The organism is Mucilaginibacter sp. P1_D10 (assembly GCF_056406215.1).
Map to the genome: position 1 here is coordinate 192,463 of NZ_JBFUAP010000001.1, position 13,419 is coordinate 205,881.

A 13,419-nucleotide genomic window follows, 5' to 3' on the forward strand; every position below is an offset into this window, starting at 1 on the left:
TGCCCTCTGTGCCTACTCTGATACCTCTGTGTTTAATTTTTAACACGGAGTACCCAAAGGAAGCGCAGAGTTTACAGAGGCATCATTTAATGGTTGTTCCTTTTAATATCAAAAAAATGAAGAACATAACTCAACATATAGGCAAAGTGGTGCTGGCGGGTATCATACCGCTAATGCTCACTTCCTGCCTGAAGGATAAGCCCTTCCCGCTGTATGGTAACAAAGCGGCAGTGGTTGTAAACTACACCTGGGCCGAAACGGCAGATTCGCTGCAAACGGCTACTTATAACAACTACCTATCGGCCAACGGCAACTATTTTAAGCAGGATAACGGCGGTAATACCAATTACAACTATTGGCCGCAGGCCCACACGCTTGATGCCTTTACCGATGCCTATCAACGTACCAGTAACGATATCTATAAGCAACGCATGAAATCGTTGTTGAACGGTACGCGTATTGCCAACGGCAACAAATATCARAACGAGTATTACGACGATATGGAATGGCTGGCCCTGGCAAGCCTGCGCGCCTACGAGGTAACCAACGATAACGATTACCTGGATGCCGCTAACATATTGTGGACGGATATCAAAACAGGCGTAAATACCAACCAGGGTGGCGGCATCGCCTGGCGCAAAGGGCAGCTCGATTATAAGAATACCCCGGCAAACGCGCCCGCCATTATATTTGCCTGTCGCCTGTACCGCTTAAAAAATAACGCTGCGGACCTGGCCCTAGCCAAGGACCTGTACACCTGGATGAAAGCCACCTTGGTAGATCCCGCTACGGGCATCATTTGGGACGGCATCAACGGCAACCACGATGGGCAGATAAGCAAGAATAAATTCACTTATAACCAGGGTGTTTACATTGGCGCGGCATTGGAATTGTACAACGTTACCAAGGATGCAAGCTACCTGGCCGATGCAACCCGTAATGCCAGTGCCACCATCGTAGATACGGATATTTCGCCGGGCGGTCTACTCCGTTCTGAAGGGCAGGGCGATGGCGGTTTGTTCAAGGGGATATTGGTACGGTATTTAACCCTGTTGATACAAAGTCCGGATATTACTCCGGCAAATAAGGATGCATACGTGAAATTCCTGAAATACAACGCGCAAACGCTGTTTACCAAAGGCATTGGCAGGCCTGCCATGACGGTTAGCCCCGATTGGAAATCGGCACCATCCGGCACTATCGACCTTACTACCCAAATAAGCGGACTTACTATGATAGAAGCCGCGGCAAGGCTGAAAGCTGCCGGGGTATTTTAAAACCCTATGCCATAGCGATGCGAAAAGGAGAATTCCCCCATATAGCGATGGGTTTGAAACCCGTCGCTATGATGAGAGATGCAGAGGCTCCTTATTTCAAACACAGACCTTATCTTCCGGCTTTTTAGTTAATTTGCCGGAAGATTTATTACCGTTACAAATACTTTATTGAGATATGAAAAGAAGGCAATTTTTAGGCAGCACGGCTTTGTTGGGCGCAGGCGTGTTCATGAACAAGCTATCCCTTGCGGCAGATGCTTACCCCGTAGTGCGTGTACCTGCGAATGAGCGTAAATTTACCAGCAAAGCGGTAGAAGCTGCAATAAAGGAATTCAAGGCCAAAGTGAAGAACCCCGAACTGGGCTGGTTATTCGAGAACTGTTTCCCAAATACGCTGGATTCCACAGTAACCTATAAAACCATTAACGGCAGACCTGATACCTACGTAATAACCGGCGATATTGATGCCATGTGGCTGCGCGATAGCAGCGCACAAGTATGGCCCTACATTGCATTTATCAACAAAGATGCCGAATTGAAGAACCTGGTAGCGGGCGTTATTAACCGCCAAACTACCTGCATCCTGCGCGATCCATACGCCAACGCTTTTTACGACGATCCTAATAAAGTAGGCGAATGGAAAGACGACGTAACCAAAATGAAACCCGGCCTGCACGAACGTAAGTGGGAGATTGATTCGCTTTGCTACCCGATACGCCTGGCTTATAAATACTGGAAACTTACCGGCGATACCTCGCCATTCGACGCCAACTGGAAACTGGCCATTCAAAGCACGCTGAAAACCTTTAAAGAGCAGCAACGTAAGGATAGCGATGGGCCGTACTCGTTCCAGCGCAATACCTCCTGGGCTACCGATGGCGTGCCCATGAACGGTTACGGCTACCCGGTAAAACCGGTTGGACTTATCTGCTCTTCCTTCCGCCCAAGCGATGATGCGACGGTTTATTCATATCTTATACCTTCAAACTTTTTCGCGGTTACCAGCTTAAAGCAAGCCTCGGAAATGGTGGGGGCGATATTGAAGGACGGTGCTTTAGCTACCGAATTGCTGACTTTGTCAGTCGAAGTATATAGTGCCCTGCGAAAACACGCCGTTATCGACACTCCGCAATACGGGAAAGTTTATGCTTACGAGGTGAACGGTTTCGGCAGCTTCAACCTGATGGATGATGCCAACGTGCCAAGCTTATTGGCAATGCCTTATTTAAACGCGATAGATAACACCGACCCTGTTTACATCAATACCCGCAAAATGCTCTGGTCGCTAAATAACCCTTTCTTTTTCAAAGGGGCAGCAGGCGAAGGCATAGGGGGGCCGCATGCCGGCAAGGATATGATATGGCCGATAAGCATCACCGTACTGGCTTTAACCAGCCGCGATGATGCCGAGATAAAAGCGGCTATAGAGCAATTGCGCAAAACGCACGGCGGCACCGGCTTTATGCACGAATCGTTCCATAAAGACGACGCAAAGAAATTCACCCGTAAATGGTTTGCCTGGGCCAACACCTTGTTTGGTGAACTGCTTTGGGAAACTTATACAACCAAGCCCCAGTTACTGGCTTAATAATTAGAAACACACCTATGAAAAAAATATCATTATTAATGGTACTTGGCTGTGCCATGGCCTTTAGTGCTGTCGCACAAAGGCCAAATTACAAAGAGCGAATCAGACTTATCCATGAAAATATCTATCAAACTTTTTATGACAAAGGCGCAAACCTGTACCTCGAAACTAGTAATGCGGAGGCCAACAAAGGCAACCATTCCTTCCTGTGGCCCTTAACCGCTTTGCTGCAGGCAGCTAATGAGATGGAGGTACTGGAACCGGGCAAACAATACATTGCCCCGGTGATGAAAGCGATTGATCAATACTATTCCGACCGCAGCCCCGCACCGGCATACCAGGCCATGGTGGTAAAGGAAAAGATAGACCCCCGCTTTTACGACGATAACGAATGGATAGCCATCGCATTGATGGACGCCTATGCCCGAACCCATAAAAAGGAATATTTGGAAACCTCTAAGCTGATTTACCGTTTCCTGCTCACCGGGCACGACCAGGTTGCAGGTGGCGGCTTTTACTGGGAGGAAGGGAATTTAAAAGGAAAGAACACTTGCTCCAACGGTCCGGGAGTGTTGGTAGCCCTGCGCCTTTACCAGGCCACCAAAGACAAGGCTTATTTAGATACCGCTATCTCCGTTTACAACTGGACAAAGAAGAATCTGCTATCGCCAAAGGGTGTTTATTATGATAACATCAGGTTGCCTTCGCTCAAAATTGATTCTGCGCTTTATACCTACAACGCCGGCTCTATGCTGCAATCGGGCGTTATACTGTATAACATCACCCACGACAAAAAATACCTGGCCGATGCAGTGAATGTGGCCAACGGTGCCGAGAAGGTTTTCTTCCGCAACGGTAAACTGCCCGGCAACTATTGGTTCAACGCGGTGCTAATACGGGGTTATATCGAACTATACAAGGTAGAGAAAAATAAAGTGCGGCTAAGCTTCATCATCGCCGATGCCGAGCATGTTTGGAATAACGAACGCGACAAGCAAAACCTGTTGGGCAAGGAAAAGATAAAAAGCCTAATTGATCAATCGGCCATGCTGGAAACTTATGCAAGGTTGGCGGCGTTGAAATAGGCCGTCCTTAGATTTGACAACTTTTAAAAAGTTGTCAGATCTTTAGCTTAACTTTTGGCGACTGCTAGCTTTTTGGTAGTATTCATCACGCTGGCATTACGCAAACGAGCGTTAACGGGGGATATTAGTTTATAGGGGCGGTTAAAAGCTTCCTGCCTCACTTTAAAATAATCTGCCAATTTTCGGATAACTTCTTTTGAGAGTCCTTTTTTATAATGCAGGATATCCGATACGTAACCCTTACTAATGCCTAATATCATAACCATATCCTGAGGTTTTAAATGGTGGTCGTCCATTAATGAGCGTAGCAATTTAATTGGGTCGGTTTCCGCAAATGAGTTATGCGCTTCATCGTACTTTTCTATCAATAATGTTAACAAATCCACTTCATCCTGGAGCGTTTCGACTTCCTCCTGCGTCAATAGTACTTCCAGTTGATTGCAATAATCGTTGTACTGGCTCTCGTTTTTAATGATAGTGTATTTTATTGCCGCTTCCATTTAGTAAAGATTAATAGTGTACTGTTCACATTGTTTACAAACCTTATCGTATTCGGCATGTGTTCCTAACCAGCATATAAAAAGATGTACTTGCTTTGCACCAAAGACAAACTTGCATATCATACGATAATTGTTTCCTGCAATATCAAATACAACCCGGTTACTGCTTTTGCCAAAAATATCAGCGGTGTTGAATGTGTATTTTATATCGCCCGGCTCTTCCCAATCGGCAAATTTTAGTTTCTCAAGCCAATCCTCCAAAGAAGTTCTACTTCTCGGATGCTGGGCCGCGAAATTTTCTAACGTTTGTTTTTTGATAAGGTGGACTTTCATTCCTTAGACAAATATAACCAGAAAGTTCACAAAAAGAGAACTTTTTAAAACTTCATATACTCCGTAAAAACTTCCTGCAAAAAAGCCTTCCCTAAAAGCAGCGTCCCATCCGTCTCCGCTTTTGGTGCCGAGGGGGTTTTGACGTAGTTTACCCGCTGACCTGCGTTGTCGTAAGATACAGCCTGGCCGGGCGTCATAAAGCCCATGCCGTTATCCCAATCGAAGAATGCGAACTCCTTGCTGTAGGGATTAAGCAGGTTTTTAGACCATTTGAACTCCTTGTGCGGCAGGCCCATTTGCGTTAGCAGGGTAGTTGCTATATCAACCTGGTTACCCAGTTTGGTGATATGCTTGCCTCGGTATTCGGGTTTTATAGCATCACCAAAAAATAGTAAGGGGATGCGGTATTTGCGCGGGTCGTAGGGTTCAGAGTGGTTTAGGGGCAAGCGATGACCATGGTCGGCAACCAATATGAACAGGGTGTTTTTGTACCAGGGCTGTTTCCTGGCATCGTCGAAATATGCCTTCAGGCTGGCATCGGTATAATAAGCCGTGCTGCGGAATTTGTTGGGCAGGTCCTCGCCGGGGAAGTGCGGTTTGGTGGGCACCTCGAATGGCTCGTGGTTGCTGAGGGTTTGTATATAGCTAAAGAATGGTTCTTTCTGCTCGTTCAGGTATTTTATGTTTCGTTTCAGTACAATATCGTCGTGTGCGCCCCATTTGGAGTTCATTTCCTTTTCGGAGAAGCTGAATTTATCAACCATCCCATCAATATTATGGCTCAACAGGTAGGCTTTAAAATTCATGAAATTGGCATCGCCCCCGTAAAAATAGGAGGTGTGATAGCCATGATTGATCAGTGAGTTGCTGATAGCCGGCAGGTGTTCCTGCTTAGAATTATCTATAACCATGGTACGCGAAGCCTGCGAAGGGAAGGCGCTTAAAATGGCCACGATGCCCTTGTCGGTACGGTCGCTTGCGGCGTAAATACTATCGAACAACACGCCGTTTTTGATGAAGTCTTCAAAGTTTGGCGCGTCGCCTTTTTCGCCGCCAAGGGATTCGATCACATCTGCGGTAAAGCTCTCCAGCTGGATGATAACCACGTTGGGTCGTTCTGTAGTCAGGATATTGATAGTGGTGTCCTTTTTCACCGCGTACATACTATCTACCAATGCCGTAGCACGGGCAGCGGGCATAAACAGATAGGGATTATCCTGCGTTTTTACGCTCTCGAAAGTGTTTTGCAGCAGGTTCCACTCTGTATTCAATGCACCCTGGTTAAGGATGGGTCTGTCGGAAAAGTAAACCGTGCTTTGGCTGATGGGCACCAATTGCAGGCCACTGCGTACTACAACAAAGTTTATCCCAAACAGCAGCAGGAAGATGAAAGGCCGCGCCCATATCGAAACCTTAGGCTTCCTGAAATTATAATCGATGATAAAATGCGATAACAAGATGCCCACAGTAAGCAGCACCGCGCCAATGGACAAACTGATGCCGATGGGCGAGGAGCCGGTAGATGCCATGGCCTCCGACGGAGAATTGTACACATTGGCAAATACCCTAAAGTTTACCTTGGTACCCCACTCGCGGAAAATGTTGAAGTTGAGGATAGTGATAAAGCAGGTCAAAAACAACATGAAGTAAACGTACCCGCGCAACCAAATTGGTTTAATATGATATTTGGTAAACCAGTTAAACCCGAACACCAATAAGGGGATTAGCGCGATATACCCGGCCATAGAAGCATCCATGCGGAGGCCGTAAATGAAAGTCTGGATAATATCCCAGGTTGTGCTGCCCTCAAATTTCTCGTGGAAATATACCTCGAACACCGCCCGGGTAATAAAGGCGAATACTATCCAAAAAATCAGGAATCGGCAAAAACTAAAAAGGCTTTTTAACATCGGGCCTCAAAAATAGTTATTTAAAGCGGATGTTAAAAAACCGTTAAGTTAACGCCGGGTCAAATCATTCCTGATTTTTCAGCAAGCGCATTTAATGGCCAGGCCTGCGCTTGCCTGCGTACCTTCTGTTTCGTAACCGTCGAATTTCCACCACTCTATGCCGCCTATGAGTTCCCTTACATTGAAGCCCAGCTTTGCCAAGTTCAAAGCACCTCGTGTGGATGCATTACAGCCGATGCCGTCGCAGTAGGTAATGTATAATTTGGTCCTATCGAACCCTGCGGTGGTATCGGCATTCATCTCCCGGTGCGGCAGATTGGTGGCACCGGGGATGCGTTCGCGCTCGTAGGCAAAGTTTTTACGGGCATCAATTACGACGACTTGCTGCCCGGCCTCCAGTGCATCGAACAAGTCGGATGGGTCCATTTCGTAAGCTAATTTGTTTTGGTAGTGATCGATTGCTGTCATGTCTTATGTGTTTTGATGATCCAAAAGTAGGGTAGTAGGGCGATGCATTTGTATGAGGATTCGCGCAAGTGCACATGAGCAATCTGCATGTATAATAAGCCCCGCAAATAGGTAACTTTATCGTATGGACGTGAGGCATCTTAAATTGATCAAAACCATTGCCGATGAAAAGGGCATCAGCAAATCCTTACCTAAATTATTCCTTACGCAATCGGCGGTGAGCCACCAGCTAAAGGATATTGAGGAACGCATCGGGGTGAAAATATTTTACCGCACCAAAAACCAATGGATACTGACCGATGAGGGTAAGATTTTATACGATACCGCCACCCGGGTTTTGGATGAGCTAGAACAAGCCAACGCCAAACTGAATGACCTGCGTATGGGCCATACAGGCGATATCCGCATTAGTACAGAATGCTACACCAGCTACCATTGGCTGCCCGCTTTTATGGTGAAGATGAAACTGCTCTACCCAAAGCTCAACGTAAAGATTGTGATGGAGGCCACGCACAGGCCACTACAAAAATTACTGGACAACGAGCTGGATGTTGGCATCACTTCCGACCCGCTCAACGATAAGAGCATCCGGTATATAGAACTGTTTAAAGATGAAGTGATGGCGGTTGTGCCGGCCGGGCATGCTTTAAGTACAAAAAAACACCTTACTGCGGAAGACTTTGCTAAAGAAGTATTGATCATCCATTCCTATCCGTTAGAAACGGTGACGGTGCACCAGCATTTTTTAAAGGAAGCGAAAGTGCAGCCTAGCGAAATCATGGCTATCCCGCTAACCGAGGTTGCCCTGGAAATGGTGAAAGCCGGCATGGGTATCATGACCATGCCCATTTGGGCGCTGAAGCCCTTTGCCACATCCGATGCTTTTACCCTGGTGCGCATCGGCAGCAAGGGACTTATCCGCACCCATTATGCCGCCATCAGGCACGAGGACAGCCACAAAAAACACATACTGGAGTTTATAGATAACCTGAAACAGGAACTGATAAAATAACCATGGAGTACAAAATACGTGAAGCAGAACCTGCCGACATCCCCCAACTGATGCCTTTGATAGCCGCCCATGCCGAATATGAAAAGGCTGCTTTTAAGCCGGAGGGAAAAGCCGAAGGGCTGACCGACGCCCTCTTCCTGAGCAAACGCCTGAGTGGCTTGGTAGTGGAGCAAGGCAGCGAGCTTATTGGCTACGCCACCTACACCTTTGATTATTCTACCTGGGATGCCGCCGAATTTATGTACCTCGATTGCCTTTTCCTGGTAGAAGAAGCGAGAGGGCAAAAAATAGGCGAGCACATCATCAATCTGCTAAGGGAGATTGCCATTGCACGCGGCTGCATCAACATACAATGGCAAACACCCGATTTTAACGAACCGGCTATCCGCTTTTATAAAAGGAATTTAGCGGAAGGGTTAAACAAGGTGAGGTTCACGCTGAACCTTACCTGAGTGCGAACTATTTGATGCTCTTAAGCGCCACGCACAATGCTTCAATTTCCTCTTCGGTATTGTAATAATGTACGGATGCCCGCACGATGCCCTCCAAATGGTTCTTGTTCATGTAAATAAGGGTGGAGATAGCCTTGGCTAAGGATACATTGATACCCTGCTCTTTCAATTTGCTTTTTACGGCTGCGCCACCTAAGCCTGCTACAGAAAAAGTAACTATCCCGCATTGCTGCGGCCCAAAATCGTGCACGGTAACGCCTTCTATTTCCCGTAAGCTACTGCGCACGGTATCGGCCAGGTATTGTATGCGTTGCCAAATCCGGTCGATGCCGATATTCAGCGCGTATTCGATCGCTTTGCCTAAGCCGAGGGTGAGTGCGCGGTTTTTTTCGTAGAGTTCGAACCGCTTGGCATCATTGCGTGCCTTAAATTCGGTTTCGCTTACCCAATCGGCGCTATGGCTATCTATCAATATTTGTTTCAGCTGGTCCTGCACGGTTTTGCGCACATACAAAAAGCCTGTTCCGCGCGGTGCGCGCAGGTATTTACGCCCCGTTACCGATAACATATCGCAGCCGATTTCCTCTACGTCTACAGGCAGTTGGCCGGCGCTTTGGCAGGCGTCTACCAGATATAATATCCCATGCGCACGGGCAACTTTTCCAATTTCGGCCACGGGTATCATCCCGCCTGCGGTTGATGCTACCTGTGTTATAGCAATCAATTTTGTTTTGGGCGTAATGGCATCCTCCAAGCCTTGCATCGAGAAATTTCCTTCCTCGTCGTTCGGCACCACTTTAAACGCTACGCCGTGGTTCTTTTTGGCATTCAAAAAGCCCATCAGGTTGGTAACGTACTCCATCTCCGAGGTGATGATCTCATCGCCCGGTTTAAAATCGATGCCGTTGAACACCAGCCCCCAGCCAACGCTGGCGCTTTCCACAATGGCTACCTCATCGCGATGGGCGTTGATGAGGCGTGCAATTAGATCGTAAGTGTTATCCAAATGCGACTGATATTTAGCTTCGGTTTCATAGCCGCCGTAGGTAGCCTCCTCCCGCAGGTAGGCTATAACGGTATCGGTAACTACATCCGGCGGCAGGGATGAGCCTGCATTATTAAAGTGTATCACTTTGGCTGTGCCGTTTGTTTCGGCGCGGAATTGCTGTATTTCTTCAGGGCTTAATATGTTTATTGTCATGGCTTTTGCTTGCTAAATTTAATCTTTGAAATTGATTTCCATCATTATGTCCGATCGTTGATAGGTGCCGGGCACCACAGGTATCTCCACAAAGTTGGCCTTGCGGTAAATGTGTATGGCGTTCGCCAGTACCCGGTTTGAATACAGGATAAGTTTCGTCGCGCCGAGTCCTCTCGCCTTTTCAATGGCCGACTTACACAGGAACTGCCCCGCGCCGACGCCGCGATACGCACCATCTACTGCCATCTTGGTCATCTCAAAAACGCCATCTTCAATAACACGCAGCGCCACTGTACCTACGATTGTTTCGCCGACAGCGGCAAAATAAACTTCGCCTCCGCGGTTGATGATGGCCTCTTCGGGATTTTCCAGCACCCATTTGTCCAGTTCTTCTACCGTAAAATATTGCTCGAGCCAGGCCTTATTCAATTTTTCGAAGTAGGGCTGGTACGCGGGCCGGTAGTTTATCAATTCCAGTTCCATCGCTTAAATAATTATGCAACAAAATAAAGGCATATGCATTTAGTAAAACAGATGCAGATTTGTTAATTTTGAGCATAACAGATTTTTGCATGAAAACCGCCGCCATTATCGCCGACGAAGATTTTTTATACGAGCAGATTGCCGCCCGTTTTGAGCGACAGGTAAAACAGGGCTTGTTGAAACCCGGCGATAAGCTGCTATCGGTACGCGTGCTCAGCCGTGAGCAGGGCATCAGCATCAGTACAGCGTATAAAGCTTATGTGGAACTGGAGAACATGGGCATCATCGAAGCGCGGCCCAAATCGGGTTATTACGTTAAGTTTTCGCCATCGCGGTTCAGCAAATCGCCTGCTGTGAAGCCTCCGCTTAAAAGCACCGGTCAAACCACCGTTGCCGAAATGATAGCCACCGTGTACCAGAACATGCCTGAGGAAAGCGTGCTGAAGCTGTCGCGCGCCTCACCGGCTATGGAACTTATCCCGTTGGCAAAACTCAATAAATCGATGATAGAGGCTATCCGGAAAAGCCCAAGCGGCAACAGCAATTACGAGCACCTGCAAGGCAACATTTCGCTGCGCAATCAAATAGCCAAAAACGCCTTCAACTGGGGCGGCAACATCACCGGCGATGACGTGGTAACTACGCAGGGCTGCATGGAGGCCCTGGTGTTCTGCCTGCGGGCCGTTACCAAGCCGGGCGACACCGTTGCCATTGAAAGCCCTACCTACTTCGGTATATTCAACGTAATGCTCAGCCTCGATCTGAAAGTGCTGGAGATACCCGTGTCGCCGGATACGGGTTTAGATATAGCCTACCTGGAGCAGGCCATGGAAAGAGTGCCTATAAAGGCCTGCCTTTTCGTCACCAATTTTAGTAACCCTGTAGGCAGCTGCATGCCCGACGAGCGTAAACGGCAACTGGTTGAGTTGCTTACCCAAAGGCAAGTGCCGTTGATAGAGGATGATATTTATGGCGAGATATACTTCGGCAAAACACGGCCGCATACCTGCAAAAGTTTTGATACCGAAGGCTGGGTGATGCTGTGCTCATCGGTTTCTAAATCGCTGGCACCGGGTTACCGGGTGGGTTGGTGTATCCCCGGCAGGTTCAAGGAGCAGATCATCAACATCAAAATGATGCATACCATCAGTTCGGCTACGCCAACGCAGGCAGCTATAGCCCACTTTTTTGAGGCGGGGAGATACGATTTGCACATGCGCAACCTGCGAAGGGCGCTATATACTCAATGCCTGCGGTACATGCAGGGCATAGCCGCCCACTTCCCGCCCGATACCAAAATAAGCAGGCCCCAGGGAGGCTACGCCTTATGGATAGAATTGGATAAAAGCATCAATGCGTTCGAACTGTACAAGGCGGCCATGCAGCACAACATCAGCATTGCGCCGGGCCAGATATTCAGTACCGATGGGCGCTTCGCCAACTTTATCCGCATTAGTTTCGGTATGCCTTATGATGATGCGGTGGATAAAAGTTTCAGGGTGTTAGGCGAATTGATAAAGGTGCGGTCGTTTTTGTAAAGAGATTTATGCGCTGTGTTTGTGGCAGATGACTTGTTAATCGATACAAAACAGGGCTTAGCCGTTACATAAACAGGCAAGCAACCGTAATGTGTTTTATTTACCGCTTAAAACGCACATTACTGCAACCCATGAAACGCACACTTACCTTCCCCACTATTTTTTCCATTATCTTCATTGCCGTATTTAGCGCTTGTACCAAAACCAGCGACGATGCGGGTACTGCACCCACGGTAATTACCGGCCCCGTAATTGTGAATGCTGCCGGCACCGGTGCCACAAGCGGCGGTTTTTTATCCACGGGCACGGCTACGGCTTATGGGGTTTGCTACAGCAGCAGCAACCAACAACCCACCATCGCCGACACTAAAACGTCTGAAACGGTTAACTACGGCACCTATGCCAGTAGTATTACCGGCCTTACGCCAAACACTACCTACTATTTGCGGGCCTATGCCACTTATTTGAACGCAACAGCTTACGGAGCAGCAATACAGTTTAACACCGGCAGCGACCAAAGCACCACCACAGGGCAGGTAAGCACCTTTGCCGGCGCAACCGCAGGCGGTTTCCTGGATGGTATGGGCACGGCTGCCTTGTTCCAGGATCCGATGGGCATAGCTACCGATGTGGCGGGCAACGTGTACGTAGCCGATTCGTATAATTCGGCCATCCGCAAAATAACTACCGATGGGAAGGTTACCACCCTTGCGGGTAACGGCAACCTGGGTTTGGTTGATGGCAATGCCGAAACCGCGCAGTTCTATTCGCCATCGGGCCTTGCGGTTGATGCAGCAGGCAATGTTTACGTGGCCGACCGTGGCAACAACGCCATCCGTAAGGTAACGCCAACGGGTACGGTAACTACCCTTGCCGGCAGTGGCGATGCCGGCTATGCCGATGGTACCGGCGCAGCAGCAACATTCAACACGCCGCGCGGCGTTGCGGTTGATGCCAATGGCAACGTTTACGTGGCCGATTATGGCAATAACCTTATCCGCAAAATTACCGCAGCAGGCGTGGTTACTACCATAGCGGGTAGCCGTACCACCGGCTACGCCAACGGTACGGGCACCGCAACCAACTTCAACAAACCAACAGGCATAGCGCTGGATGCCACTGGCAACATTTATGTAGCCGAGCCGCTCAACAACGACATCCGTAAAATTGATGCCGATATGCTGGTAACTACCTTTGCCGGCGGCTCAACAAGTGGCACTGCTATTTCGGCTTTGTTAGGTGCGCCAAATTCGCTGAGCATAGATGGTTCGGGCAATTTCTGGATATGCGATGGCAACAGGCGCATCGTCAAAATTGGTGCCGATAAAAAGCTTATCGTTATGGCCGGCGTGTCGGGTGGTTCGGGGTCTACCGACGGCGCGGGTACGGTTGCCGTGTTCAATGGCCCTACGGGCATTGCAGCAGGTACGGGCGGCAACGTTTACGTAGCCGATTTTGGCAACAACCTTATCCGCAGGATAAACTAAACAAAGGCAACATATCATTAGCCCGCGATAACAGGAAACTCTTGTTGTCGCGGGCTTTTTTTATGGGATTATTGGCATCTTCATC

Annotated in this window: 13 protein-coding genes; 7 read left to right on the forward strand and 6 right to left on the reverse strand. The window is 48.4% G+C overall.

Translation table 11 applies throughout. From position 1 onward, the window contains the following. Window positions 1-116 precede the first annotated feature (116 nt). The 3 genes from AC1DYT_RS00865 to AC1DYT_RS00875 all read left to right on the forward strand — a co-directional run bounded on the left by AC1DYT_RS00865 (window position 117) and on the right by AC1DYT_RS00875 (window position 3,950). On the forward strand, window positions 117-1,277 hold the full coding sequence (locus AC1DYT_RS00865) for a glycoside hydrolase family 76 protein (protein ID WP_477467774.1): 1,161 nt from the start codon (window positions 117-119) through the stop codon (window positions 1,275-1,277). 175 nt (window positions 1,278-1,452) lie between these two features. Next, window positions 1,453-2,865 carry a glycoside hydrolase family 125 protein gene (locus AC1DYT_RS00870; protein ID WP_477467775.1) on the forward strand — a complete coding sequence of 471 codons (1,413 nt, stop codon included), beginning with the start codon at window positions 1,453-1,455 and terminating at the stop codon, window positions 2,863-2,865. A gap of 17 nt (window positions 2,866-2,882) precedes the next feature. Beyond that, a complete protein-coding gene (locus tag AC1DYT_RS00875) occupies window positions 2,883-3,950 on the forward strand; it encodes a glycoside hydrolase family 76 protein (RefSeq protein ID WP_477467776.1) in 1,068 nt (355 codons plus the stop codon). A 47-nt stretch (window positions 3,951-3,997) separates the two neighbouring features. Here AC1DYT_RS00875 and AC1DYT_RS00880 read toward each other — a convergent pair whose 3' ends face one another. The 4 genes from AC1DYT_RS00880 to AC1DYT_RS00895 all read right to left on the reverse strand — a co-directional run bounded on the left by AC1DYT_RS00880 (window position 3,998) and on the right by AC1DYT_RS00895 (window position 7,161). Beyond that, window positions 3,998-4,450: a helix-turn-helix domain-containing protein gene (locus tag AC1DYT_RS00880; protein ID WP_477467777.1), complete on the reverse strand. Its 453-nt coding sequence runs from the start codon at window positions 4,448-4,450 to the stop codon at window positions 3,998-4,000. Next, a complete protein-coding gene (locus AC1DYT_RS00885) occupies window positions 4,451-4,783 on the reverse strand; it encodes a type II toxin-antitoxin system HigB family toxin (RefSeq protein ID WP_477467778.1) in 333 nt (110 codons plus the stop codon). 44 nt (window positions 4,784-4,827) lie between these two features. Beyond that, window positions 4,828-6,693 (reverse strand): LTA synthase family protein, encoded by a 1,866-nt coding sequence (locus tag AC1DYT_RS00890; RefSeq protein WP_477467779.1) that lies wholly within the window; start codon window positions 6,691-6,693, stop codon window positions 4,828-4,830. A gap of 78 nt (window positions 6,694-6,771) precedes the next feature. Continuing rightward, a complete protein-coding gene (locus AC1DYT_RS00895) occupies window positions 6,772-7,161 on the reverse strand; it encodes a rhodanese-like domain-containing protein (RefSeq protein WP_477467780.1) in 390 nt (129 codons plus the stop codon). A gap of 124 nt (window positions 7,162-7,285) precedes the next feature. Between AC1DYT_RS00895 and AC1DYT_RS00900 the strand changes: the two genes are divergently transcribed. Beyond that, a complete protein-coding gene (locus AC1DYT_RS00900) occupies window positions 7,286-8,173 on the forward strand; it encodes a LysR family transcriptional regulator (RefSeq protein ID WP_477467781.1) in 888 nt (295 codons plus the stop codon). A gap of 2 nt (window positions 8,174-8,175) precedes the next feature. Continuing rightward, the gene (locus AC1DYT_RS00905) at window positions 8,176-8,625 is read left to right on the forward strand and encodes an N-acetyltransferase family protein (protein WP_477467782.1); all 450 of its coding nucleotides are present in this window, start codon (window positions 8,176-8,178) and stop codon (window positions 8,623-8,625) included. A gap of 7 nt (window positions 8,626-8,632) precedes the next feature. Here AC1DYT_RS00905 and AC1DYT_RS00910 read toward each other — a convergent pair whose 3' ends face one another. Then, on the reverse strand, window positions 8,633-9,826 hold the full coding sequence (locus AC1DYT_RS00910) for an aminotransferase class V-fold PLP-dependent enzyme (RefSeq protein ID WP_477467783.1): 1,194 nt from the start codon (window positions 9,824-9,826) through the stop codon (window positions 8,633-8,635). A gap of 18 nt (window positions 9,827-9,844) precedes the next feature. Further along, window positions 9,845-10,309 (reverse strand): GNAT family N-acetyltransferase, encoded by a 465-nt coding sequence (locus AC1DYT_RS00915; RefSeq protein ID WP_477467784.1) that lies wholly within the window; start codon window positions 10,307-10,309, stop codon window positions 9,845-9,847. Between the two features lie 89 nt (window positions 10,310-10,398). On the opposite strand from AC1DYT_RS00915, the gene AC1DYT_RS00920 reads away from it, so the two are divergent. Beyond that, window positions 10,399-11,847 (forward strand): aminotransferase-like domain-containing protein, encoded by a 1,449-nt coding sequence (locus AC1DYT_RS00920; RefSeq protein WP_477467785.1) that lies wholly within the window; start codon window positions 10,399-10,401, stop codon window positions 11,845-11,847. 131 nt (window positions 11,848-11,978) lie between these two features. Beyond that, entirely contained in the window at window positions 11,979-13,334 is a 1,356-nt protein-coding gene (locus AC1DYT_RS00925; RefSeq protein ID WP_477467786.1) for an NHL repeat-containing protein, read from the forward strand. Window positions 13,335-13,419 lie beyond the last annotated feature (85 nt).

What these genes read in the sequence shown, in the direction of transcription:
- AC1DYT_RS00870 (WP_477467775.1), top strand. Translation starts at nt 1,453, where the DNA reads ATGAAAAGAAGGCAATTTTTAGGCAGCACGGCTTTGTTGGGCGCAGGC.
- AC1DYT_RS00875 (WP_477467776.1), top strand. Translation starts at nt 2,883, where the DNA reads ATGAAAAAAATATCATTATTAATGGTACTTGGCTGTGCCATGGCCTTT.
- AC1DYT_RS00880 (WP_477467777.1), bottom strand. Translation starts at nt 4,450, where the DNA reads ATGGAAGCGGCAATAAAATACACTATCATTAAAAACGAGAGCCAGTAC.
- AC1DYT_RS00885 (WP_477467778.1), bottom strand. Translation starts at nt 4,783, where the DNA reads ATGAAAGTCCACCTTATCAAAAAACAAACGTTAGAAAATTTCGCGGCC.
- AC1DYT_RS00890 (WP_477467779.1), bottom strand. Translation starts at nt 6,693, where the DNA reads ATGTTAAAAAGCCTTTTTAGTTTTTGCCGATTCCTGATTTTTTGGATA.
- AC1DYT_RS00895 (WP_477467780.1), bottom strand. Translation starts at nt 7,161, where the DNA reads ATGACAGCAATCGATCACTACCAAAACAAATTAGCTTACGAAATGGAC.
- AC1DYT_RS00900 (WP_477467781.1), top strand. Translation starts at nt 7,286, where the DNA reads ATGGACGTGAGGCATCTTAAATTGATCAAAACCATTGCCGATGAAAAG.
- AC1DYT_RS00905 (WP_477467782.1), top strand. Translation starts at nt 8,176, where the DNA reads ATGGAGTACAAAATACGTGAAGCAGAACCTGCCGACATCCCCCAACTG.
- AC1DYT_RS00910 (WP_477467783.1), bottom strand. Translation starts at nt 9,826, where the DNA reads ATGACAATAAACATATTAAGCCCTGAAGAAATACAGCAATTCCGCGCC.
- AC1DYT_RS00915 (WP_477467784.1), bottom strand. Translation starts at nt 10,309, where the DNA reads ATGGAACTGGAATTGATAAACTACCGGCCCGCGTACCAGCCCTACTTC.
- AC1DYT_RS00920 (WP_477467785.1), top strand. Translation starts at nt 10,399, where the DNA reads ATGAAAACCGCCGCCATTATCGCCGACGAAGATTTTTTATACGAGCAG.
- AC1DYT_RS00925 (WP_477467786.1), top strand. Translation starts at nt 11,979, where the DNA reads ATGAAACGCACACTTACCTTCCCCACTATTTTTTCCATTATCTTCATT.